General features: G+C 59.6%; 17 protein-coding genes. 4 read left to right on the top strand and 13 right to left on the bottom strand.

Annotated features, from left to right (window positions below):
* Nucleotides 1-52: 52 nt before the first annotated feature.
* Complete coding sequence (locus FHK95_RS12770; protein ID WP_235906774.1) at nucleotides 53-1,717, bottom strand: BCCT family transporter; 1,665 nt, start codon at nucleotides 1,715-1,717, stop codon at nucleotides 53-55.
* 330 nt (nucleotides 1,718-2,047) lie between these two features.
* Nucleotides 2,048-2,308 (bottom strand): hypothetical protein, encoded by a 261-nt coding sequence (locus tag FHK95_RS12765; protein ID WP_150305021.1) that lies wholly within the window; start codon nucleotides 2,306-2,308, stop codon nucleotides 2,048-2,050.
* A gap of 20 nt (nucleotides 2,309-2,328) precedes the next feature.
* On the opposite strand from FHK95_RS12765, the gene ggt reads away from it, so the two are divergent.
* The 3 genes from ggt to FHK95_RS12750 are packed head-to-tail and all read left to right on the top strand — an operon-like array spanning nucleotide 2,329 to nucleotide 5,824.
* A complete protein-coding gene (gene ggt / locus FHK95_RS12760; protein WP_150305020.1) occupies nucleotides 2,329-4,083 on the top strand; it encodes a gamma-glutamyltransferase in 1,755 nt (584 codons plus the stop codon).
* Nucleotides 4,084-4,142: 59 nt separating this feature from the next.
* On the top strand, nucleotides 4,143-5,147 hold the full coding sequence (locus FHK95_RS12755; RefSeq protein WP_150305019.1) for an amidoligase family protein: 1,005 nt from the start codon (nucleotides 4,143-4,145) through the stop codon (nucleotides 5,145-5,147).
* Nucleotides 5,144-5,824, top strand: a complete 681-nt coding sequence (locus FHK95_RS12750) for a gamma-glutamyl-gamma-aminobutyrate hydrolase family protein (RefSeq protein ID WP_150305018.1) — start codon at nucleotides 5,144-5,146, stop codon at nucleotides 5,822-5,824. Before FHK95_RS12755 ends, FHK95_RS12750 begins: the two co-directional genes overlap by 4 nt.
* Here FHK95_RS12750 and recD read toward each other — a convergent pair whose 3' ends face one another.
* The 3 genes from recD to recC are packed head-to-tail and all read right to left on the bottom strand — an operon-like array spanning nucleotide 5,825 to nucleotide 15,086.
* Nucleotides 5,825-7,918, bottom strand: coding sequence for an exodeoxyribonuclease V subunit alpha (gene recD, locus FHK95_RS12745; protein WP_150305017.1), 2,094 nt, complete (start codon nucleotides 7,916-7,918; stop codon nucleotides 5,825-5,827).
* Nucleotides 7,915-11,598 (bottom strand): exodeoxyribonuclease V subunit beta, encoded by a 3,684-nt coding sequence (gene recB, locus FHK95_RS12740; protein WP_150305016.1) that lies wholly within the window; start codon nucleotides 11,596-11,598, stop codon nucleotides 7,915-7,917. Before recB ends, recD begins: the two co-directional genes overlap by 4 nt.
* A complete protein-coding gene (gene recC, locus FHK95_RS12735) occupies nucleotides 11,595-15,086 on the bottom strand; it encodes an exodeoxyribonuclease V subunit gamma (RefSeq protein WP_150305015.1) in 3,492 nt (1,163 codons plus the stop codon). The genes recB and recC overlap by 4 nt, the downstream gene beginning before the upstream one ends.
* A gap of 265 nt (nucleotides 15,087-15,351) precedes the next feature.
* On the opposite strand from recC, the gene FHK95_RS12730 reads away from it, so the two are divergent.
* Nucleotides 15,352-16,827, top strand: a complete 1,476-nt coding sequence (locus FHK95_RS12730) for an OmpA family protein (RefSeq protein WP_150305014.1) — start codon at nucleotides 15,352-15,354, stop codon at nucleotides 16,825-16,827.
* 108 nt (nucleotides 16,828-16,935) lie between these two features.
* Here FHK95_RS12730 and FHK95_RS12725 read toward each other — a convergent pair whose 3' ends face one another.
* From FHK95_RS12725 to cysP, 8 genes are all read right to left on the bottom strand, one after another.
* Nucleotides 16,936-18,174 carry a saccharopine dehydrogenase family protein gene (locus FHK95_RS12725; RefSeq protein WP_150305013.1) on the bottom strand — a complete coding sequence of 413 codons (1,239 nt, stop codon included), beginning with the start codon at nucleotides 18,172-18,174 and terminating at the stop codon, nucleotides 16,936-16,938.
* 46 nt (nucleotides 18,175-18,220) lie between these two features.
* Nucleotides 18,221-19,318 (bottom strand): carboxynorspermidine decarboxylase, encoded by a 1,098-nt coding sequence (gene nspC / locus FHK95_RS12720; protein ID WP_150305012.1) that lies wholly within the window; start codon nucleotides 19,316-19,318, stop codon nucleotides 18,221-18,223.
* 250 nt (nucleotides 19,319-19,568) lie between these two features.
* Nucleotides 19,569-20,234 (bottom strand): porin family protein, encoded by a 666-nt coding sequence (locus tag FHK95_RS12715; protein WP_178114789.1) that lies wholly within the window; start codon nucleotides 20,232-20,234, stop codon nucleotides 19,569-19,571.
* 142 nt (nucleotides 20,235-20,376) lie between these two features.
* Nucleotides 20,377-21,000, bottom strand: a complete 624-nt coding sequence (locus FHK95_RS12710; RefSeq protein ID WP_150305010.1) for a class I SAM-dependent methyltransferase — start codon at nucleotides 20,998-21,000, stop codon at nucleotides 20,377-20,379.
* Nucleotides 21,001-21,036: 36 nt separating this feature from the next.
* Nucleotides 21,037-22,134: a sulfate/molybdate ABC transporter ATP-binding protein gene (locus FHK95_RS12705; RefSeq protein ID WP_150305009.1), complete on the bottom strand. Its 1,098-nt coding sequence runs from the start codon at nucleotides 22,132-22,134 to the stop codon at nucleotides 21,037-21,039.
* Nucleotides 22,134-22,997 carry a sulfate ABC transporter permease subunit CysW gene (gene cysW, locus FHK95_RS12700; protein WP_150305008.1) on the bottom strand — a complete coding sequence of 288 codons (864 nt, stop codon included), beginning with the start codon at nucleotides 22,995-22,997 and terminating at the stop codon, nucleotides 22,134-22,136. The genes FHK95_RS12705 and cysW overlap by 1 nt, the downstream gene beginning before the upstream one ends.
* 4 nt (nucleotides 22,998-23,001) lie before the next feature.
* Nucleotides 23,002-23,868: a sulfate ABC transporter permease subunit CysT gene (gene cysT / locus FHK95_RS12695; RefSeq protein ID WP_150305007.1), complete on the bottom strand. Its 867-nt coding sequence runs from the start codon at nucleotides 23,866-23,868 to the stop codon at nucleotides 23,002-23,004.
* Between the two features lie 12 nt (nucleotides 23,869-23,880).
* Nucleotides 23,881-24,828, bottom strand: coding sequence for a thiosulfate ABC transporter substrate-binding protein CysP (gene cysP, locus FHK95_RS12690; protein ID WP_408003620.1), 948 nt, complete (start codon nucleotides 24,826-24,828; stop codon nucleotides 23,881-23,883).
* Nucleotides 24,829-25,228: the final 400 nt, after the last annotated feature.

The raw sequence follows: 25,228 nt of genomic DNA, 5'->3' as shown, positions 1-25,228 counted from the left end.
GCACAAAAAAGGGCGCGATCTCATTGATCGCGCCCTTCTGTTGTCGCTCGTATTAGCGCGGTTCGGAGCGCAGCCCCTTGACGATCGACACACACCCGACCAGCAGCACAAGGGTGAATGGCAGACCCGTGGATACCGCCATGGCCTGCAATGCGACCAGTCCCCCGCCAAGCAACAAGGCGATGGCTATCACACCCTCGATGATTACCCAGAACACCCGCTGCGGGGTCGGAGCATTGATCTTGCCGCCAGCGGTAATTGCGTCAATCACCAGTGAGCCAGAGTCAGAGGAAGTGATAAAAAACACGACCACCAGGATGATGCCGATAAATGAGGAGATCGCTGCCAACGGCAGTTCGCTCAACATAACGAACAACTGGAGCTCAAGCGCCGCATCCTGCACACCGGTAAAGCCTCCCGCCAATTGGCTGATACCACTGCCGCCAAAGGCTGTCATCCATAGCACCGATACCAGAGTGGGCACCAACAGAACCGAAATCAGGAATTCACGGACGGTACGACCACGGCTGACCCGGGCAATGAACATCCCGACGAAGGGCGACCAGCTGATCCACCAGGCCCAGTAGAAGGCAGTCCACCCCTGACTGAAGTTGGCATCCTCCCGACCGATGGGATTGGACAGCGCCGGCAGATGCATGAAGTATGAGCCGAGGTTTTCAAAGAACCCGGACAGAATGGCCAGCGTTGGCCCCATGATTATGATGAAAGCCAACAGCAGAATGGCGAGACCCATATTCAGCTGCGACAAGCGCTTGACCCCCTTGTCCAGCCCAGCCATAACCGAGACCAGCGCAACTGCAGTGATCGCGACGATCAGCAGTACCTTGACCGCATTCGTCGACGCAATGCCAAACAGGTAGTCGATCCCGCCAGCGGCCTGCTCCGCACCCAACCCTAGCGAGGTAGCCAGACCGAACAGCGTGGCGAACACCGCGAGAATATCAATGACGTGCCCTGGCCAACCCCATACCCGCTCACCCAGCAGCGGATAGAAGATCGACCGGATACTCATCGGCAGACCCTTGTTGTACGAGAACAAGGCCAGCGCCAGCGCGACGATGGCATAGATAGCCCAGGGATGCAGGCCCCAATGGAAGATAGTCGCGGCCATACCCAGCCGGGCTGCGGCTGCAGAGTCGCCCTCGGCGCCGCCCAGCGGTGCCCAATCCGTACGCGCGCCACCTTCGGCAAGTTCAGTTCCACCCATCGCAGCGGAATAGTGCGACATGGGCTCGGACACGCCATAGAACATCAAACCGATCCCCATCCCCGCAGCAAACAGCATGGAGAACCAGCCCAGATAGGAGTGATCTGGTACGGCGTCCTTGCCACCCAGGCGCACCTTGCCCAGCGGAGAGACAATCAGAAACAGACAAAGCACCACGAATACGTTGGCGGCCCCGATGAAGAACCAGCTCATGTTCCCCGTTATCCAGTCACGGATCGCGTTGAAGATCGGCGCCACCTCATTCTGCAATGCCAGCGTCAGCATCACGAACACCAGGATAGTCAGCGACGAGATCAGGAACACCTTGCCATGGATATCCAGTGAGAATGAAAACTGGCCGGTGATATTGTCCTGACCAATCACATAATCGGTATCGATAAGGTTGGTTTCGCCACTGGGAGCCGGGATGCCTTCCAGATTGTCCTGCTCCGGCGGGGCAGGTTGATTAGTGGGCCGTTCTTTTTCCACGGGGGAATACTCCTGAAGGCGGCCGCGGTTAACACGGCACATAAAGCGAGACGATCACGATTGTCTGGACCATAGTTCAGCCCAAACCCTCTGACAAGCGTCACACGGGGGCTTGAGAGTCGTAAGGAAGTGCGCTGCATCTGCGTCCGCTGCCGAACCCGGGCAACCTGGTGAGGGTTCGCTAGCTAAATAGGACGCACATGATATAGATCTGAAGCCAGATGGGACATCGCCATCAATCGATTGGGCAAGACAATTGCATTGCCGCCCGCGCCGACAATAGCGTGCCTGGCATCAGAACATTACCGAAACTGGACTGAAGATCCGCCGTTATGCCGAGCGAAGTATCGCCAGGACAGTTCGCGCCGGCATGTTGTAATCTTTCATCAAGGTTTTCAGTTCGTCGTTAAAAGCCAGTTCGCTTTGCAGTTGGGTATCCTGCTGCAAGGCTTCCAAGTGAGCCAGTTGCTCGGCGAGCTTGCGCTCGGCGGCCCGGAACTCTGCAAGTTTCGTCATATCCTGCCTGTTGAATATCAAATGATTAGCCGGCAATTCTACACCAAGAAACATTGCGGTAGACGGCCAGCTCATCAGCTATTAGCCTCGTTTGCATGCTCAGATCACTCTTCTACGCCTCCTGTTCACTGAAAACGTCGATTATCGCCCTCACCGGCCTGGGACTCACAGTTTTGGCAGGCTGCTCAGGGAGCGATCCAGCCACCACCCAGCGCATCGAACAACCTGCCGAACAGCGTCTGGCAACCCGTCATATGGTGTCTGCGGCCCACCCCGCCGCGGTGGAGGCCGGACTGGACATGCTGCGCCGCGGTGGGCACGCAGTCGACGCCGCCATAGCGGTGCAGATGGTGCTGGGTTTTATCGAATCGCCGGAGACCGGTATCGGTGGCGGCGGTTTTTTATTGCTGCATGATGCTGAGGATAACCACACGCTCATGTATGACGGGCGTGAAACTGCGCCCCACGCGGCCCAGGCCGACCGTTTTATGACTTTAGGCGTCAGCCACCCCCGGGCGCTGACTATCCCCAGCGGCTCCTCCGTGGGCGTGCCGGGCCTGATCGCTATGCTGGGGCAGGCCCATCGAGAGCACGGCAAGCTGACCTGGGCTGAACTGTTCGAGCCCGCCATTGCGCTCGCTGAGCAGGGCCTGCCCATGCCACCGCGCCTGCAGAAGCAAATTGAAGCGGACTGGTCCCTGCGCCTATTTGCCGATACGCGCGCTTATTTTCGTCAACAGCTCGAAGGCAACGCGCCGACCCTGCGCAATCCGCAACTGGCCGACACCTTGAGCACGCTGGCCACCCAGGGCCCCGAGGCGTTCTATCAGGGCGAGATTGCCGAACGTCTGGTCGAACGCGTACAGGACGCGCGTTGGGGCCAAACCGACTTGGCCGTCGAGGATGTTGCCAGCTACCAGGCGATCAAGCGTGATGCGGTGTGCGCGCCCTATCGCCAATGGCGGCTATGCAGCGCTGGTCCGCCCTCCGCCGGGGGACTGATCGTGCAGCAGGCGCTCGGCATGCTCGAACATTTCCCGCTAGCGGATATGCCACCGCATGCATCCGCCACAGTGCACTTGATCGCCGAAGCCAGCCGCCTGGCCTTTGCCGACCGTAACCATTATGTCGGCGATCCGGATTTTGTCGTGGTGCCGGTCGATCAGCTCCTCGACCGGCAGTACCTGCGCCAGCGTGCCGCGCTGATAGATCCAGGCAAGGCCATGGAAATTGCCCGACCGGGCGAGCCGGGCCAACGCGTGGAAATGCGCGAGCTCAGCCCCGAGACGGAACCGGAGGAACAGGGAACCTCGCATTTCAGCGTAGTCGACAGCGACGGCAATCTGGTTGCGCTGACCAGTTCCAACGAAACTCCCTTCGGCAGCCGCATGCTGAGCCAGGGCTTTGTTATCAACAATCAGCTGAGCGACTTCACCTTCGATCCACTGCTGAACGATCACCCGCATCCCAACGCGGTGGGGCCGGGTAAACGCCCGCGCAGTTCAATGACGCCGCTGTTCGTGTTCGATGAAAACGGGCCTCGAATGGTGATCGGCTCGCGGGGGGGCAGTCGCATTCCCGGATACGTGCTCAAGACACTGATTGGCGTGCTGGACTGGGAGATGGATATCCAGGATGCCATGGCGCTGCCGAACATGGTCGAGCGCGGCTTGGGCATCGAACTTGAAGCCGGTACCGAACTTGAAGCCCTGGGCCCGGAGCTGGAGCAGCGTGGCCACGAAGTCAGGATCCTCCCCATGACCAGTGGACTGCATGGCATGGAGCGGATCGATGGCAACTGGCGCGGTGGGGCTGACCCACGGCTGGATGGCGTTGCGTTGGGAGATTGAACTCTGTTTCGCTGTCGTATTCTAGAGTCTGTCCACACTTACAATCCGGGGAGCCTTGCATGAGTACATCGGATATTGCTTTTCCGTTGCCGCCGTGGCGAACCAATGCCGAAGGCAACCTGCGCCGGGTCGGTGTAGAGCTGGAAATGAACGGGCTGGATATCGACCGGCTGGCATCCGTTGCGGCTGATTTTCTTAATTGTACGGTCGAGCCCAGCAGCCGCTATGAACGCACCTTGCATGGCGATCCGGCGGGCGACTGGGTGGTGGAACTGGATTTTCGTCTGCTGAAGAACATGGGGCGCGAACAGCGCATGGAGGAGGATTTTGGCGACGAGATCATGTCCTCCGCCGAAGACCTGCTCAAGTGGGTCGCCGACAGCCTGGTACCGCTGGAACTGGTCAGCCCGCCGCTGCCCATGGACCGGCTCGGCGAGGTCAACACACTGATCGTCGAACTGCGCGAAGCCGGCGCCAAGGGGACCGCCGACCGCGTGACCAATGCCTTCGGCATGCAGTTCAACCCAGAGATGCCTGACACTGACGCCGACACCATCTGCGCCTACCTGAAGGCCTTCATGTGTTTGTACGACTGGCTGCACGCCCGTGCCAATATCAACATGACCCGCAAGCTCACCTCCTATGTCGACCCCTTCCCGGCGGTGTATGTCCGCCAGATGATCAACCCGGCCTACCGGCCGAATCTGCCCACACTGATCAGCGATTATCTGCGCGATAACCCGACGCGCAACCGGGCGTTGGACCTGTTGCCCTTGTTCAAATACCTGGATCCGCACCGCGTCGCGGCATACACCGGCGACAAACTGATCAAGCCACGCCCCACGCTGCACTATCGTCTGCCGGATTGCCGTATTGACCAGCCCGGCTGGGGCATGCATCTGGCCTGGAATGACTGGCTTGAAGTGGAGTATCTGGCGGCCGACGCGCCGCGTCTCGAAGCCTGTTGCAGGGCTTATTCCGATCATCTTGAGCGTGGCGTCGGGCGGCTATTGTCACGCTGGGCCGAGGAAACTCGCAGGCATTGGTTGCGCAAAGCTGAATGAGCAAACCGACTATTGCGATTACCGGTCCCATGCGAGGGGCCTTTGGCCCGCGATTTCTGGTTGCCACTGTGGTGCGCTTGTACGGCGGCGAGCCGATACAGGTGCGCCCTGGCGATCAGATAGAGTCGCTGACATACCACGGCGTCGTGGTAACTGGCGGTCATGATATTGATCCGGTGCTGTATGCCGCCGAACCAGAAGTTCACCCGAAATACGACGCTGAACGCGACGCGCTGGAAATCGCGGTGATTGACGACGCGCTCAAACGGCATCTGCCATTACTCGGCATTTGCCGCGGGGCTCAGTTGCTCAATGCACGGCGCGGCGGCAATCTGTTCCAGGAGCTCAAATCCCACCGCAAAATGACCTCCAACCGCTGGACCATTTTGCCGCTCAAGACGCTGATGGTCGTGCCGGACACCTTTGTCAGTCGCCTGCTGCGCACCCATCGGTGCAGAATCAACAGTCTGCACAACCAGGCCATCGATCAGGTGGGGGTGGATTTGCAGGTAACCGCGCGTGACCTCGACGGTATCGTCCAGGCGATCGAAGATCCGGGCCATCCGTTCCTGCTCGGTGTGCAATGGCATCCCGAATTCCTGCTGTTTATCAGCCGCCAGCGGCGCATATTCAAGGCGCTACTGGCAGCCTGTAAGGGACAGCAACCGGTCAGCTGATCATGTCGTGCTCAGGTTCAAGCCGCTGATGCGGCGCACCGGCTGCGCCACCGCCGCCTCAAAAATACCCTGGCGGGTTTCCACCAGGGTGAACTGCTGACTGGCACGGGTGATCCCGGTGTAGACCAGCTCCTTGGTCAATACCGGGCTGCGTGTCTCGGGCAGGATCAACACCGTATGGGCGAATTCCGAACCCTGGGATTTGTGCACGGTCATGGCGAACACGGTTTCCACCTCGGTCAGACGGCTGGGCAGAATGAAACGCAGTGTGCCGGAGCCATCGTTACGCGGAAAGGCTACGCGCAACACCAGCCGTTCCGGCTCGCCGTCACGTAGGGGCTTGTCCTTGACCTTCATGGCGATGCCGATATCGCCATTCATCAGGCCCAGGTTGTAATCATTGCGCGTCACCAGCACCGGCCGCCCCTCGTACCAGACCTGACTGGTATCGAGCAGACCGCGCTGCTGCAGAATGTCACCAACACGCCGGTTCAGTCCTTCAATACCCCAGGGGCCCTTGCGCACCGCACAGAGCACCTGAAAACTGTCGAAGGACATCAAAACCGAGCGCGCCCACTCCTCCCACGCGGGACTGGCCGCAGGCGTGTCTGCACTGGGGCGCTCGTCAGCCAATACGCCGAGATACTGGGCGTACCCGGGTAAGCCGTCGACAAAGGTGCCCAGTATCAGTTTGCTCAACGCCGCATCTTCGACCGAACCCAGCAGCCGACTGCGAATATCGGCATAGCCTGCGCTCAATACCGCACGTGCTGCCTGCGGATCACTGCGATTTACCGCCCGCGCCAGCTCGCCAATACCACTGTTGGCACCGAAGCGGTGTGAATGCCGCAGCATGACCGTCTGCTGCGCCAACGGGTGCTGCTGCGGATCGCCCTCCTCCAGGCCCACCGGCGCCAGCGATTGCCCGCCAACCTGTTCCAGCCATTCGCGGGTCTGGGGGCTATAACGCCCCGCTTCAGCATCGCGACACAGATCGCCCAGCACTGCGCCGGCCTCCACTGAAGCCAGCTGGTCCTTGTCACCGAGCAGCACCAGCCGTGCATGAGCCGGCAGCGCACCCAGCAGATTGGCCATCATCTCCAGATCGATCATCGAGGCTTCATCCACCACCAGCACATCCAGTGGCAGCGGATTACCGGCGTGATGGCGGAAATGCCGGGTATCCGGGCGACTGCCCAGCAAACGGTGAACTGTGGTGACCTGCGTGGGAATCTCGCTGAGCACCGCCGGGCTGAGTGTCAGTTGCCCGACCTGTCTGCCGATGGACTCGGTCAGGCGCGCTGCGGCCTTGCCGGTGGGCGCCGCCAGACGGATGCGCAAGGGTCGGCCTGCATTAACGGCCGGCTCCTGTAATAGCGCCAGCAGCCGGACCACAGTGGTGGTCTTGCCGGTCCCGGGCCCGCCGGTGATGATGCTGAACGCGCCCCGCGCTGCCACGGCGCAGGCCAGCTTCTGCCAATCCGGCTGCGTCTGGCTGCTGGCAAACAGCCGTTCGAGGCCTGCTTGAAATCCTTCCGGTAACGGCGATGGCCGGCTGAGCCTTTGGCGCAGCGAATCCATTACCTGGCGTTCGTACCGCCAGTATCGGCGCAGGTAGAGCCGCGCTCCGTGCAGCACCAGCGGTTGACCGCAATCACCACTGATGCCGCTATCGACCAGGCTGCTGGCCGCCAGCAGCGCCAGCCAGTCCGCCGTCTGTACCGGAGCGAGCACCTGTGAAGGCAGCGCCACACCCAGCGCCGCTTCGTCGCCCTCCGGTGGTAGCGACAGGGCAAAATCCGGGGCGCGCAGCGTCTCGCCGATATCCAGACACACGTGCCCATGTCCCAGCTGATGACTGGTCAGTGCGGCGGCCATCAAGGTTAACGGCGAGCTATCGGCATCCAGTTCGAGCATGAAGGCGGCCAGCGCACGATCCAGCGCGCGCAGCCAGCCAAGCGCTACCCACTGATCCAGCAAGCCCAGCGTGGCTTGGGTGTCAGTCAGTGCAACCAAGGTCTGCGCACTCGGCTGGGCCAACGGGTTAGGGTCAATCTCAGGATTGCTGAGCAGATTTAGTTGTTCGACGCTCATGACAGAACCTCGTCCAGCACTATGGCTTCACCGGTAAACAGGCGGTCCAGCGCTTCAATGAGCTGGCGCGGCGGGCGGCAATGCCAGATGCCGGCGTTATCCGCTGCAGCGCCCCGTACAAACCAGTACACGGCGCCCCCCACGTGCTGGTCGTAGTCATAGCCTGGCAGACGGGCCTTGAGCTGACGGTGCAGGGCCAGCAGATAGAAGACAAACTGCAGATCGTAACGGTGCTCGAGCACCGCCGACGCCATCGCCGTCTCAGTATAAGCCGTTTCGTCCTGCCCCAGCCAGTTGGATTTGTAATCGACCACGTAGTAGCGCGAATCATGCTCACACACCAGGTCGATGTAGCCCTTGAACAGACCGTTGAGCCGCTCCGGCGCCAGCGGCGCGCGCGGCTGGCCGGGCAGCACGTGGGCCTGAACCAGCGCATCCAGCTGCTGGCCATCCACCCGGCTGGCGGCAAACAGGAACTCCATCTCGACTTGATACTGCTCGGGCGCCAGCCCTGCCAGACTCAGCGCTTCAGTTTCCGGCAACGGCCAGCGTCGCTTGATCAACCCGCTCAGCCACTCGGCCAGAGGCGCCGTCCACAGCTCCCAGCCACGGCGCACGCAGCGCGGGCGCAGCAAGGGTTCACAGGCGCTTGCGGTCGCCAACTTGTCGAAACCTTCCATGCCCGCCAGCTCAAGCAGCCCGTGCAGGAAAGTGCCGGGCCCGGGGCCGCGCGGGAAGCGATGAATGGTTGCCACCTCCCCCGCACTTAGCGGCACGAAGACCGAACGCCGGTCATCATCGGTGGCCTTCTGCGCCGCCGGGCTGTCCGGTGCGGCATCATCCGAGCGGGTGCGCTGCAGCACCTTGTCGTCCGGGCGCAGGGCACTGTATGAGGCTATCCACCAATGCTCGGCCGCGCGGCGCTGCGTATGTCGGGCATGCAGTTCCGGCTCAGGCCCCGTCACGGGCTGGAAGGTTTCATCGAAGGCCGATGGCGCCGCCAGCGTCTCGACGATGCCCGGCGCGCTCCACTGCGCCAGCAAGCCGGTAAGAGCGGCGGAATCCGCCAGCGGCTGACCGTCATTGAGTAATTGTCCTACAGCCGAACGGTGCAGGATCGAGGTCTTGGCGCTGCCGTGTTTGATATCTGCCATCCCCAGCCAGCAGGCATGCCGCGCACGGGTCAGCGCGACATACAGCAAGCGCAGATCTTCGGCGAGGCGTTCGGCATCGGCCTGCTTCACGTCCTCGTCCGTCGGCTCGAGTATCAGCTTCGCGGTGTCGCCGTCATGCAGGCGTACCGGCGCGTCCTTATTGACGGGCCTGACGCCACAGATGAAGGGCAGGAACACCAGCGGGTATTCCAGGCCTTTGGACTTGTGAATGGTCACCACCTTGACCAAGGCTGCATCGCTTTCCAGGCGCAGGATTTGTTCATCCGAGGCATTGGCAGAGGGGTTGGCCAGCAGCTCGGCCAGATGGCGCACCAGTGCCTGCTCGCCGTCCAGCTCGCGGGAGGCCTGTTGCAGCAGCTCAGCCAGATGCAGCAGATTGGTCAGACGCCGCTCACCGTCACTTTCAGCCAGCAGACGCGCCGGCAAGTCAAAGTCATGGATGAGCCTGCGCAGCATCGGCAGCACGCCCTGGCGCAGCCAGACCCGACGGTAGTCGCGGAACTGGAATACCCGCTGCTCCCAGATGCGTTCATCCTGGTTCAGCTCGTCCAGTACCGTCCAGGTCAGACCTAGCGTCGCGCTGGCCAGTGCCGCGCGCAGCAGACGGTCGTTATCCGGCTCGGCGCAGGCGCGCAGCCAGCGCAGCACGTCCGTCGCCTCGCCGGTGGCCAGCACCGAGTCCTTGTCCGACAGATAGACGCTGCGCACGCCACGTGCCGCCAGCTCACTGCGTATTGCCTGTGCCTCACGGAAACTCCTTACCAGCACCGCCATGTCAGCGGGTCGCAGGGCGCGCATGCCATGCTCCGGATGCAGGAAACCCGCCTGATTCTGCTGACCCAGATTGAGCAAGCGGACCATCTCGCTGGCGCAGCGCGCCGCCATTTGCTGCTGATAGGCGCCACCGGCCAGCGGCTCTTCGCTGGACAGCTGCCAGGCGGTCAGCGCTGCCGGCGTTTCCTGCCCCACAGTCCAGACTTCCGGACGGCCCTTGGCCGCAACTTCAATGAAGGGCAACGGCCGCTCATCGCCGTCGGCAAACAGAAAGGCGCCGCGGCCATCCGGGCGCTGCTCGGCAAGGTTGAACACCCGGTTGACCGCTTTGACCATCGAGTGGCTGGAGCGGAAGTTGGTGTCCAGATTCTCGTGGCGTCCAGCGGTGGCTTTTTTCGCCTGCAAGTAGGTATGGATGTCCGCCCCGCGAAACGCATAGATCGCCTGCTTCGGATCCCCAATCAGAAACAATCCGTACGCCGGATCGTTATCCGTTACCCGGTACACTCGATCGAAGATCCGGTACTGCAGCGGATCGGTATCCTGAAACTCATCGATTAGAGCCACCGGAAACTGTCGGCGGATGACGTCCGCCAGTCGCTCGCCATTGGCGCCATGCAAGGCGACATCGAGACGGACCAGCATGTCATCGAAACCCATCTCGGCGCGGCGGCGTTTTTCCTGCTCGAACCGTTGGCGGATCCAGGCAGCCGCGTGACGCAGCGCGGTCTGTCTGGGATTGGGTAACGCCTGAAGATCGGCCTGCAACGTGGCCAGCGCATCCAGCGCAGGATGCGCTGGCACGTCGCCGCTCTTCCAGGCTTCAGCAAGCCCGTCATGGCACAGACGTTTCCAGGCTGCGTCCGGCAGATCCAGCAACTGCATCGGCGCATCGCCGGCCCAACCGCGCAGCTTCTCGCACCAGGGCGCGTAGTAGCGTTTCTGCACCTTGCGCTTGTCCACATAGCCGGCATCCACCGCCTTATCAAGCAGCGACTCCAGCTCATCGACCCAGGCAGCCCAGGGCGCTTTTAATTGCGCCAGACGCTCTTCGGCCTGGGCCAACACCGGTACTATCAGCTCATCCAGCGGTTGTCCGGAATGCTCCAGCGACTCCTGAAACAAGGCTTTGACCTGCGAAATCAGATGATCAGGCTCGCCCCAGAACTGGCGCACCCAGCTCAACGCACCGGCGCTGAGGCTATAGCACTGCTGCCGCCAATAATCGCGCACCACCTCGGCCAGCAATTCACTGTGATCGGTCTCCAGCTGCTGGGAAAACAGGCTGCCGCTATCGAAGGCATGCTCGCGCAGCATGCGCTGACACCAGCTGTGAATGGTCGAGACGGCGGCTTGATCCATCCACTGCGCGGCAATGTCCAACCGGCGCGCACAGGCCGGCCAATCCGCTGCGGCGTAATCATCCAGCAGACTCTGCAGTACCGCGTCAGCTCCGGTCAGTTCACCCCGAAATGCCTGCGCCGCTTCGACCAGCCGGGCACGAATACGATCACGCAGCTCGCGCGTTGCCGCATCGGTAAAGGTCACGACCAGGATTTCCGGTGGCAGCAGCTCGCGACCCAGGCCTGCTTCGCTGCCTCCATGGCCGAGGACCAGTCGCAGATACAGCGCGGAGATGGTAAAGGTCTTGCCGGTACCGGCGCTGGCCTCGATCAGCCGGCTCCCGCGCAGGGGGAAACGCAGCGCCAGTGGGCGCGCATCCGTGCTCATGCCGTTTCCTCCATCGGTTCGACAAGCGTGACCAGCTTATCCAGGCTGGCCTGCACCAGGGGGGCATACAGCCGCTCGGAATACAGCGCGAACTCGCCGTTCAGGCTGAGGCTGGCAAAATTCGGATACTGGCGCTGCAGTACCGCGCTCTTGCCCACTTCGCCAGGTGATTTCCAGTTGCCCTCGTAGGCCTTGACGGCCTCGCCTGCGGCAAGCGCCTCATCCTTTTTGGCCAGGCCCTTGAGCCAGGCAAAGGCCGCTTCGGGTGCGCAGGGCAAGGGCCGTTCCAGCCCGGCCTGATAGTCTTCGAGCCAGACACCCAATACTGTTGTTGCCTGATCCTTCGGCACCGGTTTGAAGTGCATGGTGGCATCTCCTGCCACCACATAGCTGTGCAGGTCGTAGCCGCTGGCGCAGGCAACCACGTGGGTGGTCCAGTCCGCCAGCAGTTTGCGCCAGTTCGGCCCATTGGTTTTCCTGTCAAGAACCCTGCCTGGCGCCAGGCGAATCCGCGCCAGCGCACTTCCATGCAGCGCACCGCGCAATCCGCTCAGCCAGCTGGCCAGGTGCAGCGCAGCGTGCTGACCGTGCAAGGGCAACGGCGTCTCCTGCACGGCGCCCCAGCCGGCGCACAGGGCTTGGTAACGGCGCAACTGATCAGCCAGTGGCGCTAACAGTTCGCTGGCCGCGATCTCGCCGAACCCGGCCAGCGGAAACTGGCCCTGGCCCTTGAGCCGGGTGGCGAATCCTTGCAAGGCCTGGTCAATATCCACCTCCGGTTCGAGCCGCTGGCTCAGCTCCAGAATCGTCTGGCTCAAGTGATAATTCTGCAGTCCATCCAGGGCGAAGGGCTCATGATCGATCAGGTTCTCGGTGCGGTCATCGAGAAATACCTTGAGCCGGGCACTGAAGAAATGCGCGACCGGGTTACGCAGGAAGCGTTGCAGCGCCTCAAGCTCGATAGGCGCTTCGGGCGGCATCGCCGGCAACGCCGTATCGGTCTGCGCTTCGGAGGGGGCCTCATGCATCGGCAGCCATTCGCTGGCGTAGCTGAACAGCCTGCTATCTTGCTGGAAGTAGCGCTTGCTGAAGGGCTGCAGCGGATGTTGGATGGTCAATGCATCAAGCAGATCGCCCTGCTCGACCAGGCGCCAGCCCGACTGCAGGTGATCCCGCAGTTGCCCGACCAGCACCGAGGCGGGACGCTCGCTGTTATCGCGAATGCTGTGCCCGATCCAGCTTATGTACAGCCGTTCGCGGGCGGACAACAGTGCCTCCAGCAGCAGGTAACGGTCATCCTCCCGACGTGAACGGTCGCCGGGCCGGTAGTCGCGCCCCATCAGATCGAAATCCAGCGGCGGCTGCGCGCGCGGATAATCGCCATCATTCATGCCCAGCAGGCAGATACGCCGGAACGGGATTGCGCGCATTGGCATCAGCGTGCAGAAGTTGACGGCACCCGCCAGAAAGCGCTGGCTCAGCTGACTCTGTTCGACCGCGCCGAGCCAGGCTTCGCGGGCGACGTTGAGTGGCAACGCATCTTCCAGCGCCACGCTCTCACAGAGTTCCAGCCAGCCATCGAGCCCTTCCTGGAGCTGGGTCAGCAGACGCTGGTCGCGTTCGGTGTCGGCGGCAAAGAAATCCTCAAGCAGACTGCGGAAACGCTCTCCCCATTGCGCACAACTGGCCTGCCCGGCCAGTTGCCTGCTGCTGCGATCCAGCGTATCGAGCAGCTCTACCAGTGGGCCAATCAGAGCCGCATCCAGACCGCCTATTTCGTCATAGGGCTCGATATCACCGCAGGGATCGCCAGTACCGACCGCATACCCCAACAGCATCCGGCGCAGGCCGAACCGCCAGGTATTGGCGTGCAGTCCCTTGGGCAACCCGAGTTCGGCCCGACGCTCGGCATCGAGCCCCCAGCGAATGCCGGCGCCTTCGATCCAGCGCCGCAGCGTGGGCAGGTCGCTTTCATGGATAGCAAAGCGTTGCCGCAACGCCGGCACATCCAGCAGATCCAGCACTTCGCTGACCGGCAGCCGGCTCTCGGGCAACCGAAGCAGGTGCTCCAGCGCAATCAGTAGCGGATCAATCCCCCGCTGGCCCTGATCGGCCAGTGTGAAGGGGATGAAGCGCTGGTCCTCAACGCCGTATTGACCGAACACCGCGAGGATATGCGGTGCATAAGCGTTTACATCCGGGACCATGACGATGATATCGCGGGGACGCAGGCTGCGGTCTTCGTTGAACCAGGCGAGCAACTGATCGTGGAGGATCTCGACCTCGCGCTGCGGACTGTGGCCCAGGTGAAAGCGCAGGGATTGGTCGGTCGCCGGATCGACTACCGGCCATAACGCCCGCGTTTCCGCCAGTGGCCGCAGGTCGAGAATATCGTCCTGCAGCTGGCCCAGCAGGTGATCGGTATCCGGCGTGTCGAACAGGTCGATGCGGCCGCCGTTGAGTCCAGTGAACTGCGCTTCATAGCTGGCGCGGTCATCATGACTGTCGAGCAGATTGATATAGTCCCTACCCTGTTTGCCCCAGGCAGCAAGCAGCGGGTGCGCATGCTGATGCAGGCTGTACTCGTCCAGCTGCGCCGGTGTACCAGGGCGCCGTTGTTGCCGTTGATATTCATGGCGCAGCAGATCCTGGTCGCCGACGATGTCGCCCCAGTGATGCTGACAGGGATTGAGTACACACAGCAGCACCTGGCTGAAGCGCCCGACGGCCGCCAGGGCTTCAAGGTATTGTGCTGGCAGGGAAGAAATACCGAATACGATCACCCGGCGTGGTAAACCGGCAGGTCGCTCGGTTGCGGCGTGCAAGGCCTCGACGAAGCGCGGATGGATGCCGGCGCGGCTATCGGCCAGGCGCGCGGCACCAACATCTTCCAGCAAGGCGCGCCACAGCGCCGGCTGCCAGCGATCAGCTGGTTCGAGTTGCTTGATGCCTTCGCGCGCATGGCGGATCTGGTCTCGCCCTGCCGCCCAGTCGGCCAGCCAGTCGGCGCGGTATACCTGATATTGGTCGAACAGGTCTGCCAGACGCTCTGCAAGCTGATAGCGCTTGCGGCAGTCATCGTCGTCAGCCAGAAATCGCTGCAGCGGTTCGAAGTCAGGACGATCGACCAGCGCTGGCAGCAGGCGCATCAGCCGCCAGGTCAGCGGCGCCTTGTCCAGCGGCGACGTGGTGGGGACCGCTTCGGCCCCCAGCACGCTGCGATAGGCCTGCCACAGAAAACGTGCCGGCAGCTGCACATCAAACGCCGCCGCAATACCGCAACCGCTGGTATCATCATCCGTTACATCCGCCGCCAGTGCCTGCTTGAGCCATTGAGCAATACCATTGCTCTGCACCAGCACCACTTCGTTTTCGAGCGGTCGCAGCGGATGACCCGCTACCCAGCTGACCACCAGCTGGCGAAGCGACTCCAGGCGGTTGCCGTGAATAATCATCAGACCTGATACCAGCGGCTCAGTATGCTGCATCAATACTCCGTAACATGCTGTACGGCCGGCGATGTTGCACGGCTGTGTTAATGGGCGAATAGTATCAGGCCCGACCACGACAATTGGTGTCGCAGCCACCAGCGGAACTATTCAAGGCTTTCGGCTGTCAGTTCCGGGTGATCCGATGCATTCAGCAGCCGCTTCCCTAGCCAATGCAATGGACTTTTCGCGGCCCCGCTCCCTCCGGAGCATGCTGTAGGTGAGCCCGACATCCCAGGAATGTTTCGCCCAAGGATATAGCCTCATGTTTCGCTACGCCGTGTTGACCCTGATTCTGATTGCTGCGCCGATGTGTGCTGTCGCAAAATCGCCTGACCATCCCCTTCTGAGTCGCTTCCCTGAAGCCCGGGCGACCAATCACCAACAGGTCAGCTTTGAACGGTTTTCCTTACCGACCGGCCTGCCGCCCGAAGCCGCCAGTATGGACTTTCCGGAACTGACGCTGATCGGCGACATGACCCGACATACCTACCGCATCCGCAACACCTCGACGTTGAAGGTATATCAGAACTACAAGGCGGCGATCGAGCGTGCCGGCATGAATATTCTGTTCGAATGCAGCGGCGATGAATGCGGCAATCAGCGTCAGATACAGGATCTCGGCGGGAAGCTGGCCATCAGCAATAGCGTGTTTACCTTCTGGCAAGATCCCTATTACATCCTCGCCGAAGCCGATGGAGGCAAAGCTCATCTGGCCTTGTTCATTGGTGGCGACGACGGTGAGGCTGCGGTCCAACAGGTGATCATCGAGGAATCCCAGGTACGGGACGATCTGATCAGCATCGATCTGAGCTATCTCGACCAGCCACGCGACCTTGATACCGAGATCGCCGTCATAACACCAGCCCAGCGGGCGCGTGATCATGCCTTGCTCTCGCGCTATCCGGGGGCACGCATTCGCGAACGCACCCACAGTGACTATGAGCATTTCAGCATTCCCGTGAGTGTTGTCACGGCTGCGCGCAATGTCGACGAGTTCGAAAAGATCGACCTGACCGGCGAGCTTACCCGGCATTTCTACGAACTGACCAAGGTGTCGACCCTCAAGGTGTACCGCAATTACACCTCCGCCCTGGCGGATGCGGGATTTGAAATCCTTTACGAATGCTCACGGGACGCCTGTGGCAATTCCACTGAAATCCGCGCCCTTGGCGCACTCATCGCCAATACCGGCAACGTCTATAACTATTATCGTGACCCGCATTATCTGGTGGCCCGACGCGACACAGTAAAAGGCCAAGCCTATATCGCTCTGTTTATTGGCGAATACCGGGGCGATACCGCCGTGCAGCAGGCCATTATCGAAACAGGTCCCATCGAGATGGGCCTGGTTGCTGTGGATTCGGACCTGCTGCATACCGAGCTTGAGGAATCCGGCAAGGCTTCAATAGAAGGGGTGTTGTTCGACACCGGCAAGTCGACCATCAGACCGGAGTCCAAACCTGCTCTGGAGTCGGTTGCCGAGCTACTGAATGACTATCCCGCGCTGCAATTTTATGTGGTCGGGCATACCGATGATGTGGGTTCGCTCGAGCTCAATCTGCGGCTGTCAGCTGAGCGTGCAGAATCTGTGGTCCAGGCGCTGGTCAAGGACTACGGCGTAGCTGCCGGGCGCTTGCACTCGGCGGGTATGGGTCCCTATGCGCCACTGGCCAGCAATACCACCGAAGAAGGCCGAACACAGAACCGTCGCGTTGAACTGGTGAGCCGTCTGCCCTGAAGCGCTGCCAGCCGGACCAGTTTGCGGCGCGGCGGAAATGCCCACGGCATAGTCAGACACGAAAAAACCGGCCTGATTACTCAAGGCCGGCTTTTTTGACGCGCGTAATCAGAAGCTCAGCGCACGATCTCCTTGCTCATCGCGAATTCGCGACGGCAGGCCAAGCTCGTTGAGCAGATTGATGAACGGCTTGGGCGGTAGCTCCTCGACGTTAACCATCTTCTGCACGTCCCACTCTCCCTGCGCAATCAGAATGGCGGCTGCCACCACGGGTACGCCTGCCGTGTAGGAAATGCCCTGACTGCCGACTTCCGCATAGGCTTCTGCGTGATCGGCGACGTTATAGATGAACACTTCCTTTTGCTTACCGTCCTTCTGCCCTTTCACCAGATCGCCGATACAGGTCTTGCCCTGATAGTCAGGCGCCAGTGAAGATGGATCAGGCAATACCGCCTTGACCACTTTGAGCGGTATCACTTCCAGCCCTTCGGCTGTTGTCACCGGCTGTTCCGACAGCAAGCCGAGGTTCTTCAGCACAGTGAAGACGTTGATGTAATGCTCACCAAAGCCCATCCAGAAACGGATGTTCGGCACATTCAGGTTCTGCGACAACGAGTGCAACTCGTCATGACCTGTCATGTAACTGGTTTGCTGGCCCACTACCGGCAGATCATCGGTACGCTTGACTTCGAACATCTGGTTTTGCGTCCATTGGCTGTTCTGCCAGGACCACACCCGACCAGTGAACTCGCGGAAATTGATTTCCGGATCGAAGTTGGTGGCGAAATAGCGCCCGTGGCTGCCGGCGTTAATGTCGATTATGTCGATTTCGTCGACCTTGTCGAAGTACTCATTCACCGCCAGCGCCGCATAGGCATTCACCACGCCCGGATCAAAGCCGATGCCAAGGATTGCGGTCACGTTGTTCTCGGCGCACAACTCCCGGCGTTTCCACTCATAGTTGGCATACCATGGGGGCGTCTCACAGATCTTGTCCTGCTCTTCGTGGATGGCAGTATCGAGGTAGGCCGCGCCCGTCTCGATACAGGCCTGCAGCACCGACATATTGATGAAAGCCGATCCAACATTGATGACCATCTGCGACTGTGTCTTGGCAATCAGCGCCTTGGTCGCTTCTATATCAAGCGCGTCCAGAGCATGGGCTTGCAATTCACCGGCAACCTTGAGGCTGCCCTTTTCCCGCACGCTGTCGACCAGCTGCTGGCATTTTTCGACAGTGCGCGAAGCGATGTGGATGTTGCCCAAAAGGTCGTTATGTTGCGCGCATTTATGCGCAACCACCTGTGCAACGCCACCGGCACCAATAATCAGAACGTTTTTCTTCATGTCTCTTCCTCGAAACGCCTCCTTGGAAAAGGCTTGGGTGATGGCCTCAGGAGAGGCCGTTAACAAAGTCTTCGAAGCCGAACTCCTTGACCAGTTCGACCTGGCCATCAAGCTGGCGCACGGCAATAGACGGCATCTTCACGCCATTGAACCAGTTTTTCTTGACCATCGTGTAACCGGCGGCGTCGATAAATGACAATCTGTCGCCAATGGCCAGTGCTTTATCGAACTGGAATTCGCCGAAGATATCCCCGGCCAGGCAGGATTTACCGCATACCATGTAGGAATGCTGCCCATCACAGGGTTCCATCTTGGCAGGTTGACGATAAATAAGCAGATCGAGCATATGGGCTTCGATGGAACTGTCGACCACCGCCAGGTTCTTGCCGTTGAACAGGGTGTCCAGCACCGTGACTTCCAGCGTAGTACTCATGGTGATGGCCGCTTCGCCGGGCTCGAGGAACACCTGCACGCCGTACCGCTCGGCGAATGCCTTCAGCCGGGCGCAGAACTTGTCCAGCGGATAGCCTTCCCCGGTGAAATGGATCCCACCACCGAGACTGACCCACTCAACCTTCTCCAGCAAGGAACCAAAGCGCTGCTCAATTTGAGTGAGCATCTGGTCGAACAGGTCGAAGTCACTGTTCTCGCAGTTGTTGTGGATCATGAAGCCGGACACCTGATCAATCACGCCAGCGATCTTCTCCGCATCCCACTCGCCCAACCGGCTGAACGGACGCGAAGGGTCGGCTATCAGGTAATCCGAGCTACTGACCTGCGGGTTGAGACGCAGCCCGCGGACGTGATTGCTGGAGGCGTCGGCGAAGCGCTGCAACTGACTGATGGAGTTGAAAATGATCTTGTCGGAATGCTCCAGAACCTCTTGGATCTCGTCATCCGCGTAGGCCACGCTATAGGCGTGCGTCTCGCCGCCGAATTTGAGCTTGCCGAGCTTAACCTCATACAGCGACGACGACGTGGTGCCGTCCAGGTACTGGCTCATCAGGTCGAATACCGACCAGGTCGCAAAACACTTGAGGGCCAATAATGCCTTGGCGCCGGAATGCTCCCGCACATAGGCAATCTTTTCCAGATTGCGCAGCAGCTTGCTCTTGTCGATCAGGTAATACGGCGTGTTGATCACTGCGTCACCTCCTTCCAGCCCGGCAGCAGGGGGTCGCCCCCGGCGTGAACAAAGCGCGCGATTATAGTGGAAATGGGAAGTGGCTTCGAGCGAAAGATGTGGCGAGGGATTTCTGGGCTCGTAGGCTTTGGGCTGGAAGCTGGAAGCTGGAAGCTGGAAGCTGGAAGCTGGAAGGAATAGTTTAACGGTGGGCTATGGTCACCTGCCTGAATGTCCGGCGCTGCGGCCGGACAGTCAGGTTGGTTAGTGCTTAGAAGTTGTAACGGAGGCCGATGGAGGCGAAGTCCACATCGTACTCGTCAGCTACATCACTGTAGCGCTCGTACTCAGCGACCAGCTCTACCGTAGGAGTGAAGGCGAAGGAAGCGCCTACGCCGAGGGAGTTGACCCATTCGGTGGCGTCGTCTTTTTCTTCATCGCTAAATTGTGCTCCTCCCACCAATCTCAGATCGATGCTCGCTTTAACTTCCGTTTTCAGCTTGTGATAACCAACTTTGCCAAACAGTTTGAACCGGTCAAAAGGTAGCGTACCCACCAGGCTTGCACCGAAACCCTCGGTCCCAGAAGTGGCTTTTAGAACACCGGTTTCACCGGAACTATTCACGCCCTTCGATTTGTAAGCAATTTCTCCCAGGTCGATGTATTGGAATTCCACGGCAACATGAGGATTTAGCTGAATCCCTGCGCCGATCTTAAATGCAGAGTCCTTTTCATCAAAAGAAGAACTTCCTTCGAACCCGAAATCGGTAGCGATAGCTTCTGAAAGGGCGTCTAGACCATTTCCTATATCAGATGCATCCGCATCCGATTGACCAACATTACCGAACAAATAACCATTCGGCTGAATCTCGGCCGCCTGAACGCCAGAAATCATTACGCCGGATACCAGCGCAGCAAGCAGTGTTTTCTTGAACATTGAAAAGTCATCTCCTGATGATGTAATAGGCCGCCTTCGTGGCAGCACGTCCTTCATCCCGGCGCATCCACTGTCCGGGTCGCGCAATGGTACTCCGAGGCATTGCCAAGATGCCACTGCCCTGCCCCATGCAGCTCGCGCCTCAGTCGCTGGATGGCGCTGCCCAGCCGTGATACACATACGTCATGGGCTTGGGCCCTTTGATATATCCTGTGTGCAGCTCGCCTAGGCGAAACCCACCCGCTTCGAGCAACGCCCGTATATCCCTGTTCAGGTGGCAACCACCAGCGAGGGGCTTCCACAGGGGTGTCAGACGATCCTGCCAGGTCCGTACCGAGGCATCCGGGGACAGGCCGTGCTCACAGAACAACAGGCGTCCTTCGGGCTTAAGGACCCGCCGCATTTCCACCAGCGCGGAGATCGGGTCGGCGATGCTGCAGAGCGTGAAGGTCATGACAATGGTGTCAAAGCGCGCTGTTTCGGCGTCGATTCCCTGTACATCCAATGCGACCATATCGACAGGTATGGTTAACGCGGCTGCGCGTTGCTCGGCCAGCTTCTGCATCTGCGCAGCGGGGTCAACGCCCACGATGTGCGTAACCTGTTGCGGATCGTAAAACTTGAGATTCAGCCCGGTGCCGATGCCTATTTCCAGCACCTCCCCAACGGCGTAGGGCACTATGCGGGCGCGAAGATCCATGACATCGCCCAGGCTGCAGGAGAAATCAATAAGACGGGGCAACAGGTATTGATCGTAAAGATTCATTCGGGCCAGCCTCCGCAGGGGAAGGCGGCTACGCACTCAACGCCTGATCCAGCTCAACGTCTGCGGCTGCCCGCCCTGATCATCGAACAGATGTCCGACATAGGGTACAGCATAGCAGCGGTCGCCCCGCTGCGGCTTCCAGCGATTGAACTCGGCGTGATTGATGCCAATCTCCCATGGCTCTTCGGCCGTCCATCCGCAGGGGATTAGCTCCAGGCGGACCTCGGCCCCCACCAGGCTGATCGACTCGATCCGCAGTGGCAGATTGGCCGACGTATGAGGCTCATCCTGCAGCCTGACCTCGTGGGGCCGCATATAGAGCTGCGCCGTCACCGCACTCAACGCCTGGAGTAGATCTATCCATGCGTCGCCTTGTGCCAGCCGAACACCCTCAAGACTGCCAGCGAATACATTGACGTGCCCCAGAAAGTCGAACACGAAACGGCTATCCGGCTCAGCGTACAGACCTTGTGGCGAATCGACCTGCTCAATCTTGCCCGCGCTCATGACTGCGACCTGATCAGACAGCTCAAGCGCTTCTTCCTGATCGTGGGTCACAAATACGCTAGTGAAGTGAAACTCGTCATGCAGGGTGCGCAACCAGCGGCGCAGATCCTTGCGGACTTTGGCATCCAGGGCGCCGAAGGGCTCGTCCAGCAACAGAATTTGCGGTTTCATCGATAAAGCCCGAGCCAGCGCGATCCGCTGCTTCTGTCCACCGGACAGTTGTGCAGGATACCGGTTGGCCAGATGACCCAGCTGAACCATTTCCAGGAGGGTGTCCACACGTTGCCGTATTTCCGCCGCCTTGGGTCGTTCCTTGGCGGGCAGAACTTCCAGGCCAAAGGCCACGTTCTGAGCCACGGTCATGTGCCGGAACAGCGCGTAATGCTGGAACACAAATCCCACCCGGCGTTCGCGCACATGCAACTGCGTGACATCTTCACCGTGGAAGAGGATACGACCACTATCGGCAGTTTCGAGTCCCGCAATGATCCGCAACAAGGTTGTCTTGCCGGAGCCGGATGGGCCCAACAGACCGATCAATTTGCCGTCTGGCACCTCGAGGGAAATATTGTCGAGCGCCTTAAAGGAGCCAAACTGCTTGGTGATACCTTCGATGGAAATACTCATCAGCGGTTTTCCGTTTGATCATTCAAGGGGGCACGCTGACGCGCTTGCCGCCACTCCACAAAACTCTTCACAACGATCGTTATCAGCGCAATGCCCGCCAGGAGCGAGGCGCTGGCAAAGGCGCCAACTACGTTGTAATCCTGATATAACAACTCGACATGCAGTGCCAGGGTATTGGTCTCACCGCGAATGTTGCCTGATACAACCGACACCGCACCAAACTCGCCGACCGCGCGGGCGTTGGTCAGCACTACGCCGTACAGGAGCGCCCATTGAATATTAGGCAGGGTCACCCGACGAAACAGCTGCCAACCGCTGGCACCCAGCACCACGCCGGCCTCTTCCTCCTCGCGCCCCTGCTGTTGCATCAACGGAATCAATTCGCGCGCAACGAAGGGGCAAGTAACGAATACTGTGACCATGACAATGCCAGGCCAGGAGAACATAAGCTGCACATCACGGTCGGCCAGCCAACTACCCAACCAGCCGTTACTGCCGTACAACAGCAAATACAACAGGCCTGCTACAACGGGTGACACGGCGAAGGGAATATCGATCAGCGTGATCAGCGCCTTGCGCCCGGGAAACTCGAAACGCGTGACCAGCCAGGCGAGAAATACACCAAATACCAGGTTGATAGGCACCGTCAATGCCGCCACGAAGAGAGTCAGGCCAATGGCACGCAAGGTAAAGCTGTCAGTCAGGTTGCCCAGATACGTCTGTAACCCACCGGAAAAGGCCTGGGTGAAGATGATCACCAACGGCATGACCAGCATCAGCACGGTCAAGGCCACCGCCGCACCAATCAATGTGGCCTTCACCCACGGCTGATCACCCGCCCGCATCGTTTTACGTTGAACCATGCGGTTATCGCCCCTGCAACCGGCGCAAATAACGCGCCTGCCAAAGATTGATACCCAGTAACAGAATCAGCGACGCGAGCAGCACTACGGACGCTATCGCACTCGCAGCGGCATGGTCGAATTCCTGCAAGCGGACAAAAATCATCAAACTGATGATTTCGCTGACGTAGGGCATGTTGCCTGCGATAAAGATGACCGCGCCGAATTCCCCAAGGCTACGGGTGAATGACAATGCTACACCGGTCATCAGAGCGGGCCACATTGCAGGAAACAGAATGCGCCGGAATACCGTCCAGTCCGATGCACCGAGACTCACGGCGGCCTCTTCATCTTCCGGCGCAAAATCCTCCAGCACCGGCTGCACCGTGCGGACAACGAACGGCAGACTGGTGAAAGACATCGCTACGATGATACCTAGCGGCGTAAAGGCAACTTTGATGCCCAGCAACGCGAACAGCTGACCGTACCAGCCATCCGGTGCAAAAAGCGCGGTTAGGGTGATGCCCGCAACGGCGGTGGGCAGGGCAAACGGAAGATCCACAAGCGCGTCCATCAGCCGCTTGCCGGGAAACTCATAGCGCACAAGAACCCAAGCCAGTAACAAGCCAACAACGCCATTAATGATGGAGGCCAAAGCAGCGGCCCAAAGCGTTACCTTGTAGGAGGCGACCACGCGTTCATCGGTAATCACTGCCCAGTATTCAGCCCAACCCATGCCCGCCGTTTGCACGATTAAACCCGTGACTGGCAGGATGAGAACGATGCTGATAAAGAATAGCGAAACGCCAAGGCTCAAAGCGAAACCCGGCAAGACTCGCTTACCGGGTTGGCTGGAACGGCCCGGCAACAAGCCGGAGGGAGATTGATTCATCTGAGGGACGTATTACCGACGTTGGAGTTGGTCGAGCTTGCCGCCGCTGGCGAAGTGTTCTTTCATCACCTTCTCCCAGCTGCCGCCAATTTCCTCAACAGGGAGCAACTCCACCTCGGGAAACTGGTCCGCAAACTCGGCTTTGACCGTCTCGTTGTGCACCCGGTTATAGAAACCCGCGATCAGGCGCTGCGCGTCTTCGGTATACAGATTTTCAAGGTAGGCCTTGGCCAATTCTTCAGTACCGTTCTTCTTCACGCTCTCGTCAACCCAGGTCACCGGAAATTCCGCCAGGAAACTGATCTTAGGTACCACGACTTCGTAGCCTTCGTTCTGAGCCGCGATGTTATTGACCTCGGCCTCAAAGGTGAGCAATACATCACCAATGCCTCGCTCAACGAATGTAGTCGTCGCGCCACGTCCGCCAGTATCGAAGACCGCTACGTTTCCAAGCATGTTTCGCAGAAAATCATCGATGGCATCCTGATCATCGCCGAAGGTCTTCTGGGCATAGCCCAAAGCCGCAAGGTAGGTGTAACGACCATTTCCCGAAGTCTTGGGATTAGGTAAAACTGAGCTGACATCATCGCGAACCAGGTCGTCCCAATTACGGATATTCTTGGGGTTCCCCTCGCGTACCAGAAACGCCATCGTTGAATAATAGGGTGAACTCGCGTTTGGCAAGCGCTCGCGCCAATTCTCGGGAATCAGGTTGCCGCGCTGATGCAGGATATCGACATCGGTCACCTGGTTATACGTGACTACATCGGCCCGCAAGCCTTGAAGAATAGCCTGCGCCTGACGGGAAGAGCCCGCGTGGGACTGCTTGATCTCGACTGTCTTGCCAGTCTGCTCTTTCCATTGCTTGGCAAACAGCTCGTTGTATTCGGAGAACAACTCGCGAGCGATGTCATAGGAGGAGTTCAGCAGCTCCTGGTCAGCAGCCTGGGCAGGCGACATCGACAACCCAATGCCAAGGCATAACATTGCGACTGTTGAACCCGTACGCTTGGATAAAGCGACAAAACTGACCATAAAACCTCCAAATATATGCTCGCGCATTCTTACATTCGATCGGAGCAGGAAGGTTACCTAAGCCCAACAGATAGAACAAATTGTTTTTTAGACGTATTTGGTTATTACTTAAAACACTAAAGCATATACGGAAGTCGAGCAGTTAAATTGGCGGCGAACGGTTTGATTAGCCGGCAGATATTTTTGAGCTTGCTGGTGACGCTAGTGCATTCACCTTCTTAACTACTCGTGACCTTGACTTGGCTCCTTATAGACAGAGTTAGACAACCCGTGTGGTCTTGTCCCAACCCAGCCTCGGATCCGCCATGCTTTTGTCTGGCGCACA

The sequence above is a fragment of the Pseudomonas saliphila genome, assembly GCF_008638345.1.
Taxonomy (GTDB): domain Bacteria; phylum Pseudomonadota; class Gammaproteobacteria; order Pseudomonadales; family Pseudomonadaceae; genus Halopseudomonas; species Halopseudomonas saliphila.
The sequence above is the reverse complement of the archived record's forward strand: the minus strand, read 5'-3'. Positions and strand labels throughout refer to the sequence as shown.